Annotated in this window: 22 protein-coding genes; 8 read left to right on the forward strand and 14 right to left on the reverse strand. The window is 67.8% G+C overall.

Features of this window, described 5'->3' with window-relative positions; translation table 11 throughout:
* The 6 genes from AC1DKR_RS15005 (at nt 1) to AC1DKR_RS15030 (ending at nt 4,206) form a co-directional block, all read left to right on the forward strand.
* Complete coding sequence (locus tag AC1DKR_RS15005; protein ID WP_478033356.1) at nt 1–885, forward strand: TPM domain-containing protein; 885 nt, start codon at nt 1–3, stop codon at nt 883–885.
* Nucleotides 885–1,379, forward strand: a complete 495-nt coding sequence (locus AC1DKR_RS15010; protein WP_428704054.1) for a TPM domain-containing protein — start codon at nt 885–887, stop codon at nt 1,377–1,379. The genes AC1DKR_RS15005 and AC1DKR_RS15010 overlap by 1 nt, the downstream gene beginning before the upstream one ends.
* Nucleotides 1,380–1,463: 84 nt before the next feature.
* Nucleotides 1,464–2,351, forward strand: a complete 888-nt coding sequence (gene lgt / locus AC1DKR_RS15015; RefSeq protein ID WP_230113096.1) for a prolipoprotein diacylglyceryl transferase — start codon at nt 1,464–1,466, stop codon at nt 2,349–2,351.
* Nucleotides 2,348–3,142 (forward strand): thymidylate synthase, encoded by a 795-nt coding sequence (locus AC1DKR_RS15020; protein WP_478033357.1) that lies wholly within the window; start codon nt 2,348–2,350, stop codon nt 3,140–3,142. Before lgt ends, AC1DKR_RS15020 begins: the two co-directional genes overlap by 4 nt.
* Nucleotides 3,139–3,702, forward strand: coding sequence for a hypothetical protein (locus AC1DKR_RS15025; RefSeq protein WP_230113098.1), 564 nt, complete (start codon nt 3,139–3,141; stop codon nt 3,700–3,702). Before AC1DKR_RS15020 ends, AC1DKR_RS15025 begins: the two co-directional genes overlap by 4 nt.
* Nucleotides 3,703–3,714: 12 nt before the next feature.
* Nucleotides 3,715–4,206: a dihydrofolate reductase gene (locus tag AC1DKR_RS15030; protein WP_478033358.1), complete on the forward strand. Its 492-nt coding sequence runs from the start codon at nt 3,715–3,717 to the stop codon at nt 4,204–4,206.
* A 48-nt stretch (nt 4,207–4,254) separates the two neighbouring features.
* On the opposite strand, the gene AC1DKR_RS15035 is transcribed toward AC1DKR_RS15030, so the two are convergent.
* The 10 genes from AC1DKR_RS15035 to AC1DKR_RS15080 all read right to left on the reverse strand — a co-directional run bounded on the left by AC1DKR_RS15035 (nt 4,255) and on the right by AC1DKR_RS15080 (nt 14,114).
* The gene (locus tag AC1DKR_RS15035; protein WP_478033359.1) at nt 4,255–4,899 is read right to left on the reverse strand and encodes a DUF1287 domain-containing protein; all 645 of its coding nucleotides are present in this window, start codon (nt 4,897–4,899) and stop codon (nt 4,255–4,257) included.
* The gene (locus tag AC1DKR_RS15040) at nt 4,896–5,915 is read right to left on the reverse strand and encodes a symmetrical bis(5'-nucleosyl)-tetraphosphatase (RefSeq protein ID WP_478033360.1); all 1,020 of its coding nucleotides are present in this window, start codon (nt 5,913–5,915) and stop codon (nt 4,896–4,898) included. Before AC1DKR_RS15040 ends, AC1DKR_RS15035 begins: the two co-directional genes overlap by 4 nt.
* A gap of 15 nt (nt 5,916–5,930) precedes the next feature.
* The gene (gene apaG / locus AC1DKR_RS15045) at nt 5,931–6,314 is read right to left on the reverse strand and encodes a Co2+/Mg2+ efflux protein ApaG (protein ID WP_025877914.1); all 384 of its coding nucleotides are present in this window, start codon (nt 6,312–6,314) and stop codon (nt 5,931–5,933) included.
* Between the two features lie 13 nt (nt 6,315–6,327).
* The gene (rsmA, locus tag AC1DKR_RS15050) at nt 6,328–7,131 is read right to left on the reverse strand and encodes a 16S rRNA (adenine(1518)-N(6)/adenine(1519)-N(6))-dimethyltransferase RsmA (protein WP_312112565.1); all 804 of its coding nucleotides are present in this window, start codon (nt 7,129–7,131) and stop codon (nt 6,328–6,330) included.
* On the reverse strand, nt 7,128–8,108 hold the full coding sequence (gene pdxA, locus AC1DKR_RS15055) for a 4-hydroxythreonine-4-phosphate dehydrogenase PdxA (protein WP_447944665.1): 981 nt from the start codon (nt 8,106–8,108) through the stop codon (nt 7,128–7,130). Before pdxA ends, rsmA begins: the two co-directional genes overlap by 4 nt.
* 3 nt (nt 8,109–8,111) lie before the next feature.
* On the reverse strand, nt 8,112–9,455 hold the full coding sequence (locus AC1DKR_RS15060) for a peptidylprolyl isomerase (RefSeq protein ID WP_394198698.1): 1,344 nt from the start codon (nt 9,453–9,455) through the stop codon (nt 8,112–8,114).
* Nucleotides 9,452–11,932 (reverse strand): LPS-assembly protein LptD, encoded by a 2,481-nt coding sequence (lptD, locus tag AC1DKR_RS15065; protein ID WP_478033361.1) that lies wholly within the window; start codon nt 11,930–11,932, stop codon nt 9,452–9,454. The genes AC1DKR_RS15060 and lptD overlap by 4 nt, the downstream gene beginning before the upstream one ends.
* A gap of 89 nt (nt 11,933–12,021) precedes the next feature.
* Nucleotides 12,022–12,960 (reverse strand): histone deacetylase family protein, encoded by a 939-nt coding sequence (locus AC1DKR_RS15070; protein ID WP_478033362.1) that lies wholly within the window; start codon nt 12,958–12,960, stop codon nt 12,022–12,024.
* Nucleotides 12,961–12,966: 6 nt separating this feature from the next.
* On the reverse strand, nt 12,967–13,521 hold the full coding sequence (locus AC1DKR_RS15075) for a cob(I)yrinic acid a,c-diamide adenosyltransferase (RefSeq protein WP_089238883.1): 555 nt from the start codon (nt 13,519–13,521) through the stop codon (nt 12,967–12,969).
* Between the two features lie 8 nt (nt 13,522–13,529).
* Nucleotides 13,530–14,114, reverse strand: a complete 585-nt coding sequence (locus AC1DKR_RS15080) for a hypothetical protein (RefSeq protein ID WP_363729920.1) — start codon at nt 14,112–14,114, stop codon at nt 13,530–13,532.
* 108 nt (nt 14,115–14,222) lie between these two features.
* Between AC1DKR_RS15080 and ubiH the strand changes: the two genes are divergently transcribed.
* Together ubiH and AC1DKR_RS15090 are read left to right on the forward strand one after the other, a co-directional pair.
* Nucleotides 14,223–15,428, forward strand: a complete 1,206-nt coding sequence (gene ubiH, locus AC1DKR_RS15085) for a 2-octaprenyl-6-methoxyphenyl hydroxylase (protein ID WP_478033363.1) — start codon at nt 14,223–14,225, stop codon at nt 15,426–15,428.
* Nucleotides 15,425–16,606 carry a UbiH/UbiF family hydroxylase gene (locus AC1DKR_RS15090; protein WP_478033364.1) on the forward strand — a complete coding sequence of 394 codons (1,182 nt, stop codon included), beginning with the start codon at nt 15,425–15,427 and terminating at the stop codon, nt 16,604–16,606. Before ubiH ends, AC1DKR_RS15090 begins: the two co-directional genes overlap by 4 nt.
* Nucleotides 16,607–16,768: 162 nt before the next feature.
* Here the strand turns inward: AC1DKR_RS15090 and AC1DKR_RS15095 are convergent, their stop codons facing one another.
* The 4 genes from AC1DKR_RS15095 to AC1DKR_RS15110 form a co-directional block, all read right to left on the reverse strand.
* Nucleotides 16,769–17,167, reverse strand: a complete 399-nt coding sequence (locus AC1DKR_RS15095; RefSeq protein ID WP_478033365.1) for an EF-hand domain-containing protein — start codon at nt 17,165–17,167, stop codon at nt 16,769–16,771.
* Nucleotides 17,167–18,234 carry a 23S rRNA (cytidine(2498)-2'-O)-methyltransferase RlmM gene (gene rlmM, locus AC1DKR_RS15100; RefSeq protein ID WP_478033366.1) on the reverse strand — a complete coding sequence of 356 codons (1,068 nt, stop codon included), beginning with the start codon at nt 18,232–18,234 and terminating at the stop codon, nt 17,167–17,169. The genes AC1DKR_RS15095 and rlmM overlap by 1 nt, the downstream gene beginning before the upstream one ends.
* Complete coding sequence (locus tag AC1DKR_RS15105; RefSeq protein WP_223494274.1) at nt 18,218–18,778, reverse strand: nucleoside deaminase; 561 nt, start codon at nt 18,776–18,778, stop codon at nt 18,218–18,220. Before AC1DKR_RS15105 ends, rlmM begins: the two co-directional genes overlap by 17 nt.
* A 96-nt stretch (nt 18,779–18,874) precedes the next feature.
* Nucleotides 18,875–19,606, reverse strand: a complete 732-nt coding sequence (locus AC1DKR_RS15110) for a DUF6348 family protein (RefSeq protein ID WP_478033367.1) — start codon at nt 19,604–19,606, stop codon at nt 18,875–18,877.
* Between the last annotated feature and the right edge of the window lie 151 nt (nt 19,607–19,757).

Raw genomic sequence — 19,757 nt, forward strand, 5'->3', positions numbered from 1 at the left:
ATGCGCCTGGCCGCCACACTGCTGGCCCTGCTGTTGTGGCTGCCGTTGGGCGTGCAGGCGCAGACGCTGGCGCCGATCCCGGCGCTGGATTCGCCGGTGGTCGATACCACCGGCACCTTGGATGCCGCGCAGAAGCAGGCGCTGGTGCAGCAGGCGTTGGACCTGCAGCAACGCAAGGGCAGCCAGATGCAGGTGCTGGTGGTGCCGACCACGCAACCCGAAGACATCGCCCAGTACACCACCCGCGTGTTCGACCAGTGGCAGATCGGTCGCAAGGGGGTGGATGACGGCGTGCTGCTGGTGGTGGCCAAGGACGATCGGCGGGTGCGCATCGAACCGGGCTATGGCCTGGAGGGTGCGATTCCCGATGTGATCGCCAACCGGGTGATCCAGGAGTACCTGGTGCCACGCTTCCGCGCCAATGACTATGCCGGTGGCATCACCGATGCCACGGCGATGCTGGTGAAGATCATCGACGGCGAGCCGCTGCCGGCGCCGGTCAGCAGCCAGCAGGGACGCGCCCCTGACGGTGGCGGCGATACCTGGTTCCTGGCGTTGTTCATTGGTGTGTTCGCCGGCAGCATCCTGCGTGGCGTGTTCTCACGCGTACCACGTCCGCTGCGCGGCCTGCTGGGTGGCGCCGGTGCGGCCGTTGCTGCCTTCCTGTTCACCTCCACCTTGCTGGCCAGTGGCCTGGCCGGCGTGGTTGGCCTGGTTGTGGCGATGCTGTCCGGCCATCCGGGGCGTTTCGCCGGCGGTGGCGGTTGGGGTGGAGGCAGTTGGGGAGGTGGCGGCTTCGGCGGCGGGGGTGGGTTTGGCGGTGGCGGCGGCTGGGGCGGCGGTGGCGGCCGTTCCGGCGGCGGCGGCGCGTCGGGAGGCTGGTGATGATCCGACGTCTCTGCAGGCATCTGTTTTCGCCATCGGTACGGCGGGCGTTCCCGCCGGCCACGCTGCAGGCGATCACCGAGGCGATCGCCGCGGGCGAGCAGCGCCATGGCGGCCAGGTGATGTTTGCCGTGGAGGCCGATCTGCCACTGCATGCGCTGTGGCACAAGGTCACCCCGCGGCAGGCGGCCGAGCATGCCTTCGCGCGCCTGCGCACCTGGGATACCGCGCACAACAACGGCGTGCTGATCTACCTGCTGCTGGCCGACCACGCCATCGAGATCGTCGCCGACCGTGGCCTGCACGGGAGGGTCGCGCCCGAGCAGTGGCAGCGGGTCTGCACGCATCTGCGCGAAGGCCTGCGCGGCTCGCAGCCGGTGGCGGCGCTGCGCGATGCCATCGACGAGGTTTCCTCCCTGGTGGAAGGGCACTTTCCTGCCTCGGCGCGGTCCGATCAGGACGGCCTGCCGGACACGCCGCAGATCCTGGGCTGAAGCCCGGCAATCGGGCGACAGCGGCCAAGACGAGGCCGCTCCCGGGCGGCGCTAGAATATCGGCATCCCTGCAAGGCGCCCTTCATGATCTATTTCCACGACATCGACCCCATCGCCCTCTCGTTGGGACCGATCAAGGTGCACTGGTACGGCATCATGTACCTGCTCGGCTTCACCGCCGCCTGGCTGTTGGGGCGCAAGCGCATCGCCGACGGGCGCCTGCCGGGCGTCGATGCCAACGGCTTCTCCGACCTGCTGTTCTACGCCATGCTCGGCGTGGTGCTGGGCGGCCGCATCGGCTACATGCTGTTCTACGCGCTGGGCGATTTCCTGCACAACCCGCTGCTGCTGTTCAAGGTGTGGGACGGCGGCATGAGCTTCCATGGCGGCCTGCTGGGTGTGATCGCCGCCTGCTGGTGGTGGTCGCGCAAGCACGCGCTGCACTTCTTCGACACCATGGATTTCATGGCGCCGCTGGTGCCGTTGGGCCTGGGTTTTGGCCGCGTCGGCAACTTCATCGGCGCCGAGCTGTGGGGCAAGTACACCGACGGCAGCTGGGGCGTGGTGTTCCCGTCCGGCCTGCCGGCGCCGCTGAACCAGCTCGACCACGCCACCCTGCAGTCGCAGTTCGCCAGCGGCGCGCTGAATCAGTTCGCCCGCCATCCGTCGCAGTTGTATGAAGCACTGCTGGAAGGGCTGGTGATGTTCGTGGTGTTGTGGACGGTGTCGGCCAAGCCGCGCCATCGCTATCTCATCGGCGGCCTGTTCGCGCTGCTGTACGGCATCTTCCGCTTCGCCGTCGAGTTCGTGCGCATGCCCGACAACGGCGTCTATGTGGCCTTCGGCTGGCTGACCAAGGGCCAGATCCTGTGCGTGCCGTTGATCGTCTTCGGCCTGGTGCTGCTGGCGCTGTCGCGCCGCGCGCCGGTGCTGCAGCCGCAGCCGCTGGTGGTCGCCGAGGGTAAGGCATGAAGGCTTACCTGGACCTGCTCTCACACGTGCTCGAACATGGCGCGGAGAAGAGCGACCGTACCGGCACCGGCACCCGCAGCGTGTTCGGCTGGCAGATGCGCTTCAACCTCAACGACGGTTTTCCGCTGGTCACCACCAAGAAGCTGCACCTGCGCTCGATCATCCACGAGCTGCTGTGGTTCCTGAAGGGCGATACCAACATCGGTTACCTCAAGGACAACCAGGTGCGCATCTGGGACGAGTGGGCCGACGACAACGGCGACCTCGGCCCGGTGTACGGCAAGCAGTGGCGCAGCTGGGCCACGGCCGACGGCGGCAGCATCGACCAGATGCAGTGGCTGGTCGATGAGATCAAGCGCAACCCGGATTCACGGCGGCTGGTGGTCAGTGCCTGGAACGTGGGCGAGCTCTCGCAGATGGCGTTGATGCCGTGCCACAACCTGTTCCAGTTCTACGTGGTCGATGGCAAGCTCAGCTGCCAGTTGTACCAGCGCAGTGGCGACATCTTCCTTGGCGTGCCATTCAACATCGCCAGCTACGCACTGCTGACGCACATGGTGGCGCAGGCCACCGGCCTGGGCGTCGGCGATTTCGTGCACACGCTGGGCGATGCGCACCTGTATTCGAACCACTTCGAGCAGGCCCACGAACAGTTGTCGCGTGCGCCGCGCGCGCTGCCGACGTTGTGGTTGAACCCGGAAGTGACCGATCTGTTCGGCTTCCAGTTCGATGACATCCGCATCGACGGCTACGATCCGCATCCGGCGATCAAGGCACCGGTGGCGGTGTGAGTGCGCGCCCACGCGTTGCGGCGCTGCTGGCATTGGCTGGCCTGGCGCCGCTGAGCCTGGTCCAGGCGGCGCCTGCAGACACCCTCGCATTGGCCCGGCAGGTCAACGAGCAGATCGTGCACAAGCACATGCGCGGGGAATTGCAGTCCTTCGTCCGGACGCTCGATAGCGGCGCCCTACTGCCCAGCGACATACCGGCCGGCTGCCAGGCGCAGGTGCGCGAGGCGGTGACCGGCATGTACGCGGCGATGGCCGAGCACCTGAAGGCTGGCATCGAAGAGCCCGCCTACCAGCATGAGCTCGAGCAGCGCCTGGCGGTCGTCTATTCCAGCAAGGATCTGCAGGGATTCCTGGCGCGCAGCGGCGGCACGGACGTTGCCACGCTGTCCAGCGACATCCTGTCGGGACCGGGGCTGAAGGAGATCGAGGACGCGCAGATGCAGAGGATCCTCGAAGGCCTGGACGAGAATTCCACGTCGAACCCCGCGCTGGCTGCGGCGCTGCGCGCGGCCAGTACCGCCAACGAGGCCTGTACACGCCTGCAGATCGACGCCGGCTGAGGAGGCCGCACCATGAAACTCTCGATGATCGTTGCACTGGACCGCAATCGCGGCATCGGCCAGGGCAATGCCATGCCCTGGCACCTGCCGGACGACTTCAAGCACTTCAAGGCGTTGACCCTGGGCAAACCGATCCTGATGGGGCGCAAGACCGCCGAATCGATCGGCCGCGTGCTGCCGGGCCGGACCAACCTGGTGCTGACCCGCAGCGGCCATGTGCCGTTCGAGGGCATGCGCGCGGTGGCCTCGCTGGACGAGGCGAAAGCGATTGCAGAGGGTGAGGGCGCCAGCGAGCTGTGCATCATTGGTGGCGGCGAGATCTTCCGCCAGCTGCTGGACCAGGCCAGCGATCTGTACCTGACCTGGGTGGATGCCGAAGTACCAGCCGACACCCACTTCCCCGAGCTGGACCCGGGTGACTGGCAGGAGGTGAGCAGCGAGCCGCATCCCGCTGACGAACGCCATGCCTACGCCTTCCGCTTCGTGCACTACGTCCGCCGCTGAGCGCGGCGTCCTGTAGAGCCCGGCCTTGCTCGGCTCTACAGGATTGTTTTACGGCATCCGGTAGTGGCCGATGATGGTGTGCTGGAACAGCAGGTTCTCTTCCCGCGTACCGCGCGCGATGTTGTGCAGCACCAGCGGCGTGCCGTCGGCCAGGCGCCGGTCGGAGACGATGCCCACGTGCAGCAGGCCGTTGCCGTTGAGCTTCCAGGCCACTATGTCGCCGGCGGCGAAGTCGCTGGGAAGGGCACTGATCGGCTGCTGCCAACCCTGGCGGTCAAACCAGCGCATCAGGTTGGGCACGCGCCGATGGTCGATGTTCCGATCCGGTCGGGACAGGCCCCAAAGGGCCGGATAGGCGCTGAAATCAGCACGCATGTCTTCGTTCACGCGGACCTGCAGGTCCAGCCCTTGTGTACGCAGGGCGCGGACCACTACGTCGGTGCATACGCCGCGATCAGCGGGCACGTCGCCACCGGGGTAGGCCAGTACCTGATAGGCAGGGTCGTAGCGGGTGGTGACGCCGACCTGCGCGCGCGCGGCAGCGACCAGCGGCGGCGAAGGTGCAGGGGCTGATGCAGGGGCGGCGGTAGCGTCGTCGCCAGCGGTCGCTGGCGACGATGAGGGCTGGCAGCCGCTGGCCAGGGCCAGCGCCAGCAGCAGCACCGTCCATGGTACGCGGTTGCCTGGGGTCATGCCGAAGGAGGCGTTCCGTTGTTGTTGCCCCCACCGCCACCGCCACTACGGCGGCGACGCCGGCGCGGACCACGGTTGCCGGGGGCGCCAGCCGTTGCAGCGTTGCCGTTGCCCTGGCTGTTGTCCTTGCCTTGCCCTCCTGCCGTGCGCTCGTGTGCCGGTCGCGCGGGCGGCCGCGCGTTGGCGACCGGTGCCGGCACGTCGCGTCCCGGTACCTGCACCACGCGCAGCTCATCGGTGTCGAGCTGGATCGCGGTGAGCTTGCCACCCCACACGGCACCGGTGTCGATCGCGTGGATGCCCTGGGTGATGGTCAGGCCGAGCGCGGACCAGTGGCCGCAGACCACCTTCAGGTCGCGCTCGACCCGGCCCGGCACTTCGAACCAGGGATACAGCCCCTGTTCCTGGGTGCCCGGCGTGCCCTTGTCCTCGATGCCGATGCGACCACGCGAGGTGCAGTAACGCATGCGTGTCAGCACGTTGATGATCGCCCGCGAGCGCTCGTAGCCGGTCAGGTTCGGCGCCCAGCTGGGCTTGTCGCCGTACATGTTGCGGAACAGCTTGCGATAGCCGGCGCCGTGCAGCTGCACTTCCACTTCGGCCGCATGCTTCTCGGCCATCTGCGTGGTCCACTTCGGCGCAAGGCCGGCATGCACCATCATCCAGCCAAGCTCACGGTCCACGTGCACCAGCTTCTGCAGGCGCAGCCAGTCCAGCAGCACGTCGCGGTCTTCGGCCTGGACGATGCGCAGCAGGTCCGGGTTGACCTTGCGCTGTTCTTCTTCGGTGCGCGCACCGACGGCCAGCAATGAAAGGTCGTGGTTGCCGAGCACCACCACGCTGTGGTCGCGCAGCGAATGCACCAGCCGCAGCGTTTCCAGTGACTGTCCACCGCGGTTGACCAGGTCGCCGCAGAACCACAGGGTGTCCTGCGACGGATCGAACCGGATCTTCTCCAGCAGGCGCTGGGTTACGTCATAGCAGCCTTGCAGGTCGCCGATCGCCCATACACTCATCGTTCGGCCTCCGTGTCAGTGCAGGGTGCGCGGGATGGCCAGCACGAAGGGTGCGACCGGCGCGGCGAATTCGGTGCCGTCGTCGGCCACCATGTCGTAATGGCCCTGCATCGTGCCGTGCTCGGTGCCGAGCATGACACCCGAGGTGTAATGGAAGTCTTCACCCGGACGCAGTCGCGGTTGTTCGCCGATCACGCCATCGCCATCGACATGCTCGACGCGGCCATTGGCATCGGTGATGCGCCAGTGGCGTGCGACCAGGCGCGCGGCAACGCGGCCCTGGTTGTGGATGCGGATCGTATAGGCGAACGCATAGCGACCGTCTTCCGGCGCGGATTGGTCGTCGAGGAAGCGCGGGGCGACTTCGACGGAGATGGCATAAACGTCAGCGTCTTCCATACCGGCAGTGTAATCAGGTGGCATTGGCCAAAGCGATGAATTCAGCCACGTCCAGCTGTTCGGCGCGGGCATCGGGGCGCACGCCGGCAGCCACGAACTGCTCGGCGCTGACCACGTTGTTCAGGGCATTGCGCAGGGTCTTGCGGCGTTGGCCGAAGGCGGCCTTGACCACCTCAGCGAAGCGCTTGTGGTCCTTGATGTCGATGCTGGCCGGGTCGCGCGGTACCAGGCGCACCACGGCCGAATCGACCTTCGGCGGCGGCCTGAACGCACCCGGCGGCACCACGAACAGCGAGGTCACCTCGCAGTAGGCCTGCAGCATCACGCTGAGGCGGCCGAACACCTTGCTGCCGGGACCGGCAGCCATGCGGTCGACCACTTCCTTCTGCAGCATGAAGTGCATGTCCGAGACCACCGCAGCATGTTCCAGTGCATGGAACAGGATGGGCGAGGAGATGTTGTAGGGCAGGTTGCCGACCAGGCGGATCGGCTGTCCGTCGGCCAGCTCGGTGAAATCGACCCGCAGCACGTCGCGGTTGACGATGGTCAGTTCACCCAGGGGCTCGGCGGCGGCGGTCAACGGCGCGATCAGGTCGCGGTCGAACTCGATCACCGTCATCTTCGGGTGCACGCGCAGCAGCGGCAGGGTGATCGCACCCTGGCCCGGGCCGATCTCGACCAGGCGGTCGCCGTCCTTGGGATTGACCGCCATCACGATCTTGTCGATGTAGTAGCGGTCGGCAAGGAAGTGCTGGCCGAGCTGCTTCTTGGCCGCGGCGGAAAACACCGGGCCGGAGGGGGAATGCGGGGAAGTCATGTGCTCAGTGTACGTTGCCGCGCCAGCCGCGCACACAGTGTTGTGGCGGCCTGCAGGCTGGAAGGATCGGCAATGCCGCGGCCGGCAAGATCCAGCGCGGTGCCGTGGTCCACCGCCACGCGCGGATAGGGCAGGCCCAGGGTCAGGTTCACCGCCTGCTCGAAGCCGGAGTACTTCAGCACCGGCAGGCCCTGGTCGTGGTACATGGCCAGCACGGTGTCGAAGCCGGCCAGCTTGGCCGGCAGGAACGCGGTATCGGCCGGCAGCGGACCGATCAGGTCCATGCCCTCGCTGCGCAGGCGCTGCAGCAGCGGGATGACCAGATCCAGTTCCTCGCGGCCGAGGTGACCGTCTTCGCCGGCGTGCGGGTTCAGGCCAAGCACGGCGATGCGCGGTGCGGCCAAGCCGAACTCGCGGCGCAGCGCGGCATGCACGGTGCGCAGGGTGTGTTCCAGGCCGGGCGCGGTGATCGCATCGGCAACCTCACGCAGCGGCAGGTGGGTCGTGGCCAGGGCAACGCGGACGATGTCGTTGGCCAGCATCATCACCACCTTTACCCCGGCCTGGTCGGCCAGCAGTTCGGTGGTGCCGCTGTAGGCGATGCCGCCCTGGTTGATCACCGCCTTGTGCACCGGGCCGGTCACCACGCCGTGCAGTTCACCGGACAGGCAGGCCTGGCCGGCACCCAGCAGGGCAGCGATCACCGCGCCTGCGTTGGCAGGGTCGGTATGGCCGAAACGGCTGGGGGTGCTGTTGGAGACGGCGCGCAGGCGCAGGTCGCCGGGGACGCGGGCATGCGCGTCTTCGGGCAGCAGTTGCAGAGGCAGGTTCAGCGCGGCAGCGGCCGCGCGCAGGGTATCCGGATCAGCGAATGCCAGCAGCCGGCAATCATCGCGCGGCTGCTGGACCAGTCGGACACACAGTTCCGGGCCGATCCCGGCGGGCTCGCCCGGTACCAGAGCGAGCTCGGGGAGCATGGCTCAGGACTGCGGAGGCGTGGCGGTATTTTCCGCCCGGTCACCGCTGCGGAAGCTGACAAAGGCTTCGCCACGCAGCTCCTGCAGGAAGCGGTTGTACTCGTCTTCCAGCTTGCGGCGACCGATGGTCTCGCGGACCTGGGCGCGCTGGTTGTCACTGCCGACGTCGGTCTGGCGGGTGCCCACGCGCTGCACGATGTGCCAGCCCGCATCGGTGCGGAACGGCTGGCTGACGCCGCCGTCCTGGATGCCTGCCACCTGCTGGCCGAAGGCCGGGCCGAACGCGTCGGCCGGGAACCAGCCCAGATCGCCGCCCTGGCCCTTGCTGTTGGTGTCCTCGGACGATTCCTTGGCCACCTGCTGGAAGTCGGCACCGCCGACAACACGGGCGCGCAGGGTATCGATCTTGGCCTTGGCGGCCGCGTCGGACTGTGCATCGTCCACGCGCACCAGGATGTGGCGGCCGTGGTACTCGGTGACGGTGTGGGTGCCTGCCGCCGCACTGGCGTCGCGCACTTCCACCAGCTTCAGCAGCTGGAAGCCGCTCGGGCCGCGGATCGGGCCGACCACTTCGCCAGCCTTCATCTGCTGCATCGTCTGTGCGAACGCCGCCGGGATTTCATCCAGGGTGCGCCAGCCGAGATCGCCGCCTTCCAGTGCATTGGGGCTGTCGGAATAGCGCACGGCCGCCGCATTGAAGTCCAGTTCGCCCTTGTCCAGCAGGGCCTTCACGCCATCAGCCTTCTTCTGGCCGGTGGCGATCTGCTCGGCGGTGGCACCGTCGGGCAGGGCGACCAGGATGTGTGCCAGGTGGAACTGGTTGCCGGCATCGGCCTGCTGCTTCAGGGCAGCATCGACCTCGCCTTCGCTGACGCTGATGCGGCTCTGCGCGAAGCTCTGGCGCAGGCGCTGCACGGTGATCTCGTCACGCACCGAGGCGCGGAAATCGTTGAAGTCGATGCCGTCATGGGCCAAGCGCTGGCGCAGAGCATCCAGGGTCGAACCGTTCTGCTGCGCGATGGCATTCATCGCCTGGGTCAGTTCCTGGTCGCTGACACGGATACCGCTGCCCTGGGCACGGGCCACCTGCAGCTTGACCAGTACCAGGCGCTCGAGCACCTGGCGGCTGAGCACGTCATCGGGCGGCAGCTGGGCCTCGCGGCCGGCGTACTGCGCCTTGATGTTGGCGATCGCACGCTGGAGCTCGCTCTGCAGGATCACGTCCTCATCGACGACAGCAGCGATGCGGTCCAACGGCTGGGCCTCCTGCGCAAGAACCTGCAGGGGGGCGGACACGCTGGACACCGCCAGAAGCGATGCGAGGAGAACGGGGAAGCTCTTGGTCATGGGATCTGATTCGGATCGTAGTCATCGCGGGTCGCTCCGGTGTTGCTGGGCGGCACGAGATAGAGGTCGTCGCGGTTGTAGCCGAGGATAGCACGGCGCAAAGTGCGGTCCGTGTCCTGGCCGAGGGAGCTCAAGCCCTTGAGCACGAACTCGAGCTGGATGGAGTTGTTCATTTCACCTTCGCGGTTGCGCACGTAGCGGCGGGCCACGGCGCGCACGGCCAGGCAGCAGCTGTCCCACTGTACGCCACCGATGATCTCCAGCGGTTCCTTGTCCTGCAGCGAGTAGTAATAACGGCCCACCAGGCTCCAGCGCTCGTTCAGCGGGTACAGGAACGACAGGTCGGCCTGTTCCAGCAGGGTGCGGTCGTGCTTGTTGGCGTTGGCCGGGGCACCGGAATTGATGCGGTAACGGTAGGTCAGGTTGACCACGCCGTCGTTGGACATCAGGTAGCGGGCACGCACGCTGGCCAGGTCCTCGCGCTTGTACTTGGGATCCCACTGGTAGGTGGCGCCCAGTGTCCAGCGGTCGTTGATCATGTAGTTGCCGTCGGCGATCCAGGCCGACTTGCCCTTTTCAACCGGCGCGCCACCCGGGACCACGCTCACCCGCGACTCGTCGAAGTACTGGATCTGGCCGATGGAGGCCGAGAAACGCTCCTTGCCGGTGGTCTGGTCGATGAATCGGGTACCCAGCGCCAAGGTCAGCTGGTTGGCGTCGTTCTGGCGATCGGCACCGGTATAGCGCGAATCGCGGAACAGCTGGCCCCAGCTGAAGGTGAAGTCGCGGGTATCGAAGATCGGCAGCTCGTCCTGGTTGCGATAGGGCGTGCGCAGGTAGAACAGGCGCGGTTCCAGGGTCTGCAGGAACGACTTGCCACCGAGGGTGGTCTCGCGATCGAAGAACAGGCCGGCATCGAGACTGGCGATCGGCAGGCTGCGGCTGGGCGAGGTATTGCCGCGCAGCTGTTCCGGCGTGGCCGTGTTCGGATCGATGCCCTGCGAGACCAGGATGCTCCTGCGGGTGGCATCGGCCAGCCCGCGGTCCAGCTCGTAGCCGGTGTAGCGATAGGCCAGCGTCGGGGTGATGTACCAGGCCGCGCCGCTGATCGGGAACGACACGTAGGGCTTCACATCCAGGCGCGAGCCGCCGTACATGCGCTGGGTCTGGCCGTTGCGCGTGTACTGCAGGTCGGGACCGGCACTGGCGTCGTACTTGAAGTTGATGTCGTCGTGGGTGAAGCGCACGGCCTCGGCGTAGACACCGGTCTCCAGCCACGGCAGCAGCGGCTTGTCCCAGTTGACGTACAGGCGCGGCTGGCGGTTGTAGGCCAGCGCGCGCTCGTCGAGGGTGTAGTCGGTCAGCTGCCAGCGGTCGGCCATGATGCCGGCCGTCCAGTTCTTGCCGGTGCCGTACAGGCCGACGGTGCTCTGCAGGTTCGACGCGGTGACGCCCACCAGGCGGTTGGCGAAGTCTTCCACGTAGCGCTCGTCGCTGACCCAGGCCAGGTTGGCGCGCGCCTGCCAATGGTCGTCGAGGTTGTGGTAGCCGCCAAACATCACCCGACCGCGGTCGCGGTCGCGCAGCTTGTCGTTGGGCATGAACGCGGTCAGCAGTTCGCCACGGCCGCCTTCGTAGAGGTAGCGGAACTCGTTGTCGAGCATCAGACCGCGCTGGCTCATGTAGCGCGGGGTCAACGTGTCGTCGTAGTTCGGCGCCAGATTGAAGTAGATCGGCTGCGCGTAATCGAAACCGTTGCGGCCGGACATGCCCAGCTGCGGGAACAGCAGGCCGGTCTTGCGCCGGTCATCGATCGGGAACTTGAAGTAGGGCGCCCACAGGATCGGCACCTTGCCGATCCGCAGCACCGCGTTGCGGGCGGTACCGAAGCCTTCGTCGTTGTCGACTTCGATTTCCGGCGCCGTCAGCCGCCATACCGGCTGCGACGGGTCGCAGGTGGTGTAGGTGGAGCGGTGCATCTGCCCGACCGCGCCCTGCAGGTCGACCGATTCGGCTTCGCCATTGCCGCGGCGGGACACCAGCTGGTACTGGATGTCGGTGATCTTGTGGGTGTCGCTTTCCTGGTTGCCCTCGGCGCGCTTGGCGACCATCCGGATCGAGGCATCCTGGTAACGGACGTTGCCGTCGGCGACGTAGTTGCCGCTTTCGGTATCAAAGCTGAGCTTGTCGGTACCCACGAACTGGTCGCCCCGGCGCAGCGCCACGTTGCCCTGGTACTGCGGCACGGTGGTGGTGCCCAGCAGCTGGTCGCCCTCGATGTCGGTGGGCTGCTGTTCGCGCGCAGCACTGGCGGCAGCCTTGTCCTGGCCGGGCACCGGCGTCGGCGCGTCGGTGAACGCAGGGATCACGTCCGTGGCCGGGCAAAGGCCCCAGTTGAGCGGCTTGTCATCAGCCCATGCCGGAAGGCAGACGGCGATGCTCAGGGGCAGGGGAAGCAGGCGGAGGGCTCGGCGCACGCGGTTCGGATTCGGGCGAAAACGGACGGTAGCTTGCCCCATCCCTTGCATAGGGGCAATGAAGGCCTCCCCTGATTGCCGGTTCGGGTTCATCCAGCCCCGTTGCCAGAGGGGGCTGCGATCAGCGCCTGCAGGTGGGCCACGCTGCACTCGGCCAAGGCCTGCAGGTCGTATCCACCCTCCAGCATCGACACCACCCGGCCGGCGGCATGACGGCGTGCCAGCGCGTGCAGTTCGGTGGTGATCCAGGCGAAATCGTCGGTCTCCAGCATCAGATCGGCCTGCGGATCGCGCAGGTGCGCGTCGAAGCCTGCCGAGATCAGCAGCAGCTGAGGGCGGAAGTCGTCGATCGCCGGCAGCATTTCGTCGGCCCAGACATTGCGGAAGCGGAAGCCACCACTGCCCGGCGGCAGCAGGATGTTCATCAGGTTGCCGGCACCGCGGTCACGGCGCAGGCCGGACTCGGGGAACAGGCCGGCCTGGTGGGTGCTGTAGTAGGACACCCGGGCGTCGTGTTGGAAGATGTCCTGGGTGCCGTTGCCATGGTGGACATCGAAGTCGACCACCGCGATCCGCTCCAGACCGTGGCGGTCGCGGGCGTAGGCGGCGGCGATGGCAATGTTGTTGAGCAGGCAGAAGCCCATCGCGGTGCTGCTGGTGGCATGGTGGCCGGGTGGGCGCACCGCGCAGAAGGCCAGCGGATCCTCACCCAGCATCACTGCATCGACGGCTGCGACACCGGCGCCGGCGGCATGCACCGCGGCACTGGCCGAGCCCGGCGAGGTCCAGGTGTCCATGTCCAGCTGGCGCAGCGGTGCGGTCTGCGGTTGCAGCACCAGATCCAGCAGCGCGCTGTCGTGGACCCGGGTCAGTTCACCGAACTTGGCGGGTGGCGCTTCGCGCCACTCCAGTTGGCCGGGGAAGGCCTCGTGCAGCGAGTCGAGCACCACCTGCAGGCGTTGCGGGCATTCAGGATGGCCAGGGCCGGGATCGTGCAGCAGGCAGGCGGGATGGGTGAAGACCAGCATGGCGGCTCAGCGCTGGCGATGCTGTGGTTGCCACAGCGCTTCGCCGTGGCCATCGGCCCGTGCCAGCACCCGGGCCAGCACGAACAGGAGGTCTGACAGCCGGTTGAGGTACTGCAGCGCTTCGCTGCGTACCGGTTCCACCCGGGCCAGGGCCACCGTGTCGCGCTCGGCGCGGCGGACGACGGTGCGCGCGAGGTGGCAGCGCGCAGCGGCCTCGCCACCGGCCGGCAGGATGAACTCCTTCAGCATCGGCAGGTCGGCGTTGTAGTGGTCCAGCTGCTGTTCCAGGGCCGATACGTCGGCGGCGTGGATCGCGGCATGGCCGGGAACGCACAGTTCGGCGCCCAGATCGAACAGCTGGTGCTGCAGGTGCACGACCAGCGCGCGGACGTCCTCCGGCAGCGGCACAGCCAGCAACAGGCCGAGCGTGGCATTGGCTTCGTCGACGGTGCCATAGGACGCAACACGCAGATCATCCTTGCCGACCCGGCTGCCGTCACCCAGACCGGTGCTGCCGTCGTCGCCGGTGCGGGTGTAGATGCGCGAGAGGCGATGACCCATGACGCGGCTCAGTGATGGATGTCGCGGCGGGCCTGCAGGAGCTTCAGCACCTGCTCCACGGCCAGCTGCAGTGCGGCGGCCAGGGCCACGTAGATCGCGGTGGTGCGCAGGTACGGACCGAACCACTGCGCGTAGTTCTGGGCCCAGCCGGCCACGGTCGGCTCGGCGACGTTCTGGCTGGTCCAGTAGAAACCACCCTGCGCCAGCAGATGGCACAGCGCCACCGACGCCACCAGCAGCAACGCACCCTTGCCGAGCACCGCCCACTGCGCGCTGCGGTAGTTGCGGCCCAGCAGCATGCCACCGGACCACATGGCGAAGTACGCCGGCAACAGCAGCCAGTAGCCTGGCGACACGCAGTAGTGCTGCCAGAAATCGAGACCGCTGCTGCGGATCACGATCCAGTCGACCAGCACCGCGAACACCATCAGCAGCGGGAACGCCCAGCGGGTCCAGCGGGCGAGGTAGAAGCCGCCGATGAAGAACACGGCCCAGGAGGCGTCCGGGATTGCCGCGAAGTGATTGACGCGGGTCGCCGCCAGCAACAGCACGAGCACTGACAGGACGAAGGCGCGGGGAGCGGAGTCGGACATGGCGGTGGGGGCCGGAGCGGATTCAGCTTTCATTCTAGCCCGGCGCGGCGCTTGGCGCAGGCGGGGCGGCGTGGGGCTGCCGGCGCGGCGAGCGCGTATCATGCGCCCATGAGTGAACGACATGACGTGCTGATCGTCGGTGGCGGTTTGGTGGGTGCCAGCCTGGCCATCGCCCTGGACCGCTTGGGCCGCGACGTGGGCCTGCTCGAAGCCAGCCCGGCCGGGGAACTGCCGGCGGTGTTCGACCAGCGCAACCTCAGTTTTGCCGCAGCCACGATCAACGCGCTGACCGCGCTGGGGGTCATGCAGAAGCTGTCGATGGCGCCTGGCCCGATCCGCCGCATCCATGTCAGCCGCGCCGGTGATTTCGGCCGCGTGCAGCTCGATGCAGCGGATTACGACCGGCCGTGGTTCGGCCAGGTGGTGGTGGCGCGTGATTTCGGCCAAGCGCTGGAAAGCCGGCTGCAGGAGTTGTCACGACTGCGCCGCTACCGGCCGATGCGTTTCCTTGGCCTGGGCGATGTGATTGACGGCTACCGCCAGGTGCGGGTGGCCGATGGCAGCGGCGAGCGCGTGCTGCTGGCGCGGTTGGTGGTCGGTGCCGACGGCACCAGCAGCGGGGTGCGCGATGCGTTGGGCATCGACGTCGATCGCCACGACTTCCAGCAGACGCTGTTCGTGGCCCGCGTGCGCAGCCAGCGCGCGCCCGATGGCACCGCCTGGGAGCGTTTCACCGATACCGGGCCGACGGCGTTGCTGCCACGTGGCGACCGCCATTTCGGCACCGTGCACGGTGTTGCCCGTGACCAGGCCGAGGCGGTGATGGCGCTGGACGACGCTGCCTGGCTGCAGCGCCTGCAACAGGCCATTGGCTGGCGTGCCGGCCGCCTGCTCGACTCCGGCCCGCGCAGTGCCTATCCGCTGATCCAGGTACTGGCGCGCGCGCTGGTGGGGGAGCGCACGGTGCTGCTGGGCAATGCCGCGCAGACCATCCACCCGCTGGGTGCGCAGGGTTTCAACCTCGGCCTGCGCGATGCATTGACGTTGGCCGAGTTGCTGGAAGTGGAGGGCGACGCCGGCAGCGACGCACTGCTGCGATCCTATGTTGCACGCCGCGAAGAAGATCGACGGCAGACGGTGGCGTTCTCCGGCGGCCTTGCCCGGCTGACCAGCAATCCGGCGCCGCTGCTGCGCCCCTTGCGCAGCCTCGGCCTGGTGGCCGCACAGCGCGCCTCGGTGCAGTCGATGCTGGTCGGTGGTGCGATGGGCTTCCGTGGCGATGTGCCGCGCCTGTGCCGTGGAGAAGCCGCATGAACCGGCGCGCACGCCTGGACGTGGCCATCGTTGGCGGCGGTGTGGTCGGCGCCGCCTGTGCGCTGGCCCTGGCCGATGCCGGCCTTGCCGTGGCGCTGGTGGAAGGGCGCGAACCTGCACCATGGCAGGCCGCACAGCCGGATCTGCGGGTGTTCGCCTTTGCCGCCGACAACGTGCAGTTGCTTGAGCGTCTCGGCGTGTGGCCGACGATCGCGCAGGCACGCGCCTGGCCGTACCGGCGCATGCAGGTGTGGGACGCGGCCGGTGGCGACGACCTGCTGTTCGACGCTGATCGCTTCGGCCGTCGCGAGCTGGGTTTCATCGTCGAAAACGGCTTGCTGCAGGATCGCCTGTGGGCGGCGCTGCCGGCAGCCGGCGTGGAACTGCATTGCCCGGCCCGCGTGGAAGCGCTTGAGCAGGACGAACACGGCGTGCGCCTGCGCCTGGATGATGGCCGACGCATCGAAGCCGCACTGGCCGTCGCTGCCGACGGTGCGGAATCGACCCTGCGCGGACTGGCCGGGATCGAGGTCGAGCGCCACGACTACCAGCAGCGCGGTGTGGTCGCCTATGTGGACAGCGAGCTGCCCAATCAGGCGACGGCCTGGCAGCGCTTCCTGCCGAGCGGTCCGCTGGCGTTGTTGCCGGTGGCCGAGCGCAGCAGCTCCATCGTCTGGACGTTGCCCGACGACGAAGCGGCACGCGTACTGGCGCTGGACGAAGACGCATTCAATCGTGAACTGACCCGTGCCTTCGCCGCGCGCCTGGGCGAACTGCGGCTGGCCTCGCCGCGCGCGGCCTTCCCGCTGCGCCGGCAGCTGGCCCGCCACTACGTGGCCGGTCGTGTGCTGGCGCTGGGCGATGCCGCCCACGTGGTGCATCCGCTGGCCGGGCAGGGCGTCAACCTCGGCCTGCGCGATGTCGCCGCCCTGCAGCACTGGCTGGCGCCATCGGCCGAACGGCGTGGACAACCCCGGTTGTCGCCGCAGCGCGTGCAGCGCTGGGCGCGTGAGCGTCGCAGCGACAACCAGATCGCCGCCTACAGCTTCGAAGGGATCAACCGGCTGTTCTCCAACGACGAGATGCACCTGACCCTGGCGCGTGGCCGCGCGCTGGGTTGCGTGGGCAAGTGGCCGCCGCTGGTGCAGGCCTTCTGGAAGCGCGCCGCAGGGGTGTGACGGCTGGGTGCCAACCAAGGTTGGCAACTACCAACCACGGGTGATGCGGGCCCGCGCCGAATCGCTTCTGGTAGACGCCAACCTTGGTTGGCGCGCGTGCCCGGCGCTACCGCCGTCGTCAGTAGATCCACGCCATGCGTGGATACCGTTACCGCAGTGGCCTCAATCAATCAGCCAACCGGCAAGATCGGCGCGGTCCAGCTTGCCGCGACGCTTCACGTCCAATGCGTTGAACTCATCGGCAAGCGCCGGATTTACCTGCGCCTCCTCACGACTGATGAAGCCATCGCCGTCCACGTCCAGTTCGGCGAAATGGATGCGGTACTGACCGACCACGCTGGCCGGCGCCACCGAGCGCACGGTTACCGGGGTTTCGCCCAGCGGTACCACGATGTCGACGCTGCCGGTCACACGGCCGGCCGACAGTGACTGCTGGCGGACCACGCCACTGTCATCGCGCAGCGGAGCGCTCTGTGCCGGTTGCGGGCGCGCCGGCTGTGCCAGTGCCGGCGATGCCAGCACCGCGGTACACAGCAGCAGGGAAATGCGCGGGATGTTCATCAGCGCAGCGGCGACGCCAGCACCGTGATTTCCTCACGGTCGTGGTACAGCTGCTTGGCACGTACCACCAGCGGCTTGCCGGCCTGCTCCTGGAACAGGTCCAGGCACAGGCGCGTCTCGTCCCAGCGCTTCTTCATCGGCAGCTTCAGGTTGAAGATCGCGTGCCTGCACCAGCCCTCGCGGAACCAGGTGGCCATGCGTTCGGCGACGCGACGCGGCTGCTCGACCATATCGCAGACCATCCAGTCCAGCGGCTGCTCCGGATGCCAATGGAAACCATCGGCGCGCAGGTGTTCGACCAGGCCGGTGTCCAGCACGTGCTGGCGCAGCGGGCCGTTGTCGATGCTCAGCACATGCACGTGCTGGCGGGTCAGTACCCACGTCCAGCCGCCCGGTGCCGCGCCCAGATCAGCCGCGCGCATGCCCGGGCGAACCAGCGCTTCGCGTTCTTCCGGGGCAAGCAGGGTCAGCAGTGCCTCGTCCAGCTTCAATGCCGAGCGCGAGGGTGCGTCGGGCAACAGCTTCAAGCGCGGAATGCCCAACGCCCAGGGTGCGCTGTCGTCCGGGTTGGCCACGCAGATGAAGGCGTGGGTGCCATCGACAAACACCACGTGCAGGCGCGGCAGGCGTGCATTCGGTTTGTCGCTGAGTTTGCCGGCCTTGCGCAGCGCCGGGCGCAGGGCGTTGCCGAAGGCACGCGCGAGCCCGGACAGCGGTTTGCCGGCGTCCGAATCGGAATGTTCCACCCACAGATCACCGAAACGCGGCGCATCGGCCAGCACGTCCAGCATCGGCGTGATGCGGTCGGCCGGGTCCAGCTGCGGCAGCTCGGCCAACACCACCAACTTCTGGCGGGCGAAGATCAGCTCGCGCCACGGCAGTCGCGGTGCAAGCGCTGCGGCTTCATCGCACATGAAGAGCACGTAGCCATCATTGCGCTGGGTACGGGCGTAACCGGCAAAACCGGCGGCGCCTGCGCGGAACTGCAGTTCGCCGGCCAGCTCGGGCTCGAAGCCCTGCCGGCACAGGCACAGCAGGCCGATGCCGGCCTCAGTAACGGGCGCCATCGCTTTCCCCATAGGCACGCAGCACGCTGCGCGCCGCATCGCGGTTCAGGCCCTGCACCACTTCGATGCCGCGCTTGTTGAGTTCGCCCACCCAGTCGGCCGGCAGCGGGCCTTCATCGAACGGGGTCAGTTCTTCCACGTCGGCCGAACTGGCGCCGATCAACAGGCGGTCGATGCCGGCCCACACGGTGGCGCCGTAGCACTGGCAGCACGGCTGCGAGCTGGTGGCCAGGGTGACCGGCGACAGCACTGCGTTCAGGCGCGGGGTCTGCAGGCGCTGCTGGGCCAGCATGTAGGCCATGTTCTCGGCGTGCGCCAGTGAGGTCGAGTGCGGCATCACCCGGTTCACGCCGGCGGCGATCACCTTGTCATCCGGCCCGAACACCACGGCGCCGAACGGGCCGCCACTGGCGTGGTCGACGTTCAGCCGCGACAGCTCGATCGCCAGCGCGACCTTGGCCTCGTCGCCCGGATATCGACGATCCAGGTCGATCTGGTCGTGGATCCAGGCGGGAAGGGTCAGGTGGACTTGCGCGTACAGCATCGCGGGGGTGCCTCGTTGGGAGTGAAAGGAACAGGTGCAACAGATGTCGGCGCGCAGTGTAGCGGCAGTGGCATGTACCGGGCGTGCGCGCTGGATTCAGGCCGCTGAGGGTGAGCCGGTGCGGATCACCACGTACTGCTTGCGGAATTCCAGCCCCGCCTGCGGCCAGCGTGCGGCATAGGCACGCAGCAGCGGCAGTGCAGGGGCGAAGTCATGGCCGTTGACCCGGCAGTCGGCTTCGCACTGGCCCTGCTCGTCGCGCGACGCGAACAGGCGGATGGCCAGGAAGTGGTGGGCCTTCAGCAGGTCGTCGAAGGCGTCGATGCTCTTGGTGAACAGGCAGCAGGGGCAGGAGCCGTGGTCGTCTTCGCTGCACGCAGCAGCGTCGTCCAGTTCGCGGGCGCGGTAATGGGCCAGCGGTCCCAGCACCACGGTGCGCTCGTGTTCCCGGCCGTCTTCGTTGGTCGGGTAGGTCAGCCCCATCATCGGCAGGTCCGGTGCGTCTTCAGCGCCGATGGCGGCCTGCAGGGTCGCCAGGTCCACCCGCACCCAGGTGTCGAAGCCGGACAGCAGGGATTCCTGCTCGGTTGCGCCATTGGCGTGCTGGTATTCGAACAGGCCATCGGCGAACAAGCCCGCGTGACGGGTCTCAATGACGGTGGAGGTCTGCCAGCCGCCGTTGTCGCGTTCGTTGCTGGCGACGCCGTGCGGGGTCAGATGCAGGCCACTGTCGAGCAGCAGTCCGTCGCCCTCGATGGTGCAGGCGATGTCACGGCCCAGCAGGACCTGTTGCAGCAGCGGCAGAAGTGCATTCGGGGCAGCGGACATGGCAGGGCCTGATGGGTAGGAAAGGATGGACGATGATGGCGGCATCCGCTGCGCGACGGCAGTGCGCGCCACGTGCGCAGCACGGCCAGGCCGCGTCCGCTGGTCAGCGATGCGGCTTCACGGGATGGGGCATTCGCCGGGATGACGCGGG

The sequence above is a fragment of the Stenotrophomonas sp. 01N47 genome (assembly GCF_056399165.1).

What these genes read in the sequence shown, in the direction of transcription:
- AC1DKR_RS15005 (WP_478033356.1), top strand. Translation starts at nt 1, where the DNA reads ATGCGCCTGGCCGCCACACTGCTGGCCCTGCTGTTGTGGCTGCCGTTG.
- AC1DKR_RS15010 (WP_428704054.1), top strand. Translation starts at nt 885, where the DNA reads ATGATCCGACGTCTCTGCAGGCATCTGTTTTCGCCATCGGTACGGCGG.
- lgt (WP_230113096.1), top strand. Translation starts at nt 1,464, where the DNA reads ATGATCTATTTCCACGACATCGACCCCATCGCCCTCTCGTTGGGACCG.
- AC1DKR_RS15020 (WP_478033357.1), top strand. Translation starts at nt 2,348, where the DNA reads ATGAAGGCTTACCTGGACCTGCTCTCACACGTGCTCGAACATGGCGCG.
- AC1DKR_RS15030 (WP_478033358.1), top strand. Translation starts at nt 3,715, where the DNA reads ATGAAACTCTCGATGATCGTTGCACTGGACCGCAATCGCGGCATCGGC.
- AC1DKR_RS15035 (WP_478033359.1), bottom strand. Translation starts at nt 4,899, where the DNA reads ATGACCCCAGGCAACCGCGTACCATGGACGGTGCTGCTGCTGGCGCTG.
- AC1DKR_RS15040 (WP_478033360.1), bottom strand. Translation starts at nt 5,915, where the DNA reads ATGAGTGTATGGGCGATCGGCGACCTGCAAGGCTGCTATGACGTAACC.
- apaG (WP_025877914.1), bottom strand. Translation starts at nt 6,314, where the DNA reads ATGGAAGACGCTGACGTTTATGCCATCTCCGTCGAAGTCGCCCCGCGC.
- rsmA (WP_312112565.1), bottom strand. Translation starts at nt 7,131, where the DNA reads ATGACTTCCCCGCATTCCCCCTCCGGCCCGGTGTTTTCCGCCGCGGCC.
- pdxA (WP_447944665.1), bottom strand. Translation starts at nt 8,108, where the DNA reads ATGCTCCCCGAGCTCGCTCTGGTACCGGGCGAGCCCGCCGGGATCGGC.
- AC1DKR_RS15060 (WP_394198698.1), bottom strand. Translation starts at nt 9,455, where the DNA reads ATGACCAAGAGCTTCCCCGTTCTCCTCGCATCGCTTCTGGCGGTGTCC.
- AC1DKR_RS15070 (WP_478033362.1), bottom strand. Translation starts at nt 12,960, where the DNA reads ATGCTGGTCTTCACCCATCCCGCCTGCCTGCTGCACGATCCCGGCCCT.
- AC1DKR_RS15075 (WP_089238883.1), bottom strand. Translation starts at nt 13,521, where the DNA reads ATGGGTCATCGCCTCTCGCGCATCTACACCCGCACCGGCGACGACGGC.
- AC1DKR_RS15080 (WP_363729920.1), bottom strand. Translation starts at nt 14,114, where the DNA reads ATGTCCGACTCCGCTCCCCGCGCCTTCGTCCTGTCAGTGCTCGTGCTG.
- ubiH (WP_478033363.1), top strand. Translation starts at nt 14,223, where the DNA reads ATGAGTGAACGACATGACGTGCTGATCGTCGGTGGCGGTTTGGTGGGT.
- AC1DKR_RS15090 (WP_478033364.1), top strand. Translation starts at nt 15,425, where the DNA reads ATGAACCGGCGCGCACGCCTGGACGTGGCCATCGTTGGCGGCGGTGTG.
- AC1DKR_RS15095 (WP_478033365.1), bottom strand. Translation starts at nt 17,167, where the DNA reads ATGAACATCCCGCGCATTTCCCTGCTGCTGTGTACCGCGGTGCTGGCA.
- rlmM (WP_478033366.1), bottom strand. Translation starts at nt 18,234, where the DNA reads ATGGCGCCCGTTACTGAGGCCGGCATCGGCCTGCTGTGCCTGTGCCGG.
- AC1DKR_RS15105 (WP_223494274.1), bottom strand. Translation starts at nt 18,778, where the DNA reads ATGCTGTACGCGCAAGTCCACCTGACCCTTCCCGCCTGGATCCACGAC.
- AC1DKR_RS15110 (WP_478033367.1), bottom strand. Translation starts at nt 19,606, where the DNA reads ATGTCCGCTGCCCCGAATGCACTTCTGCCGCTGCTGCAACAGGTCCTG.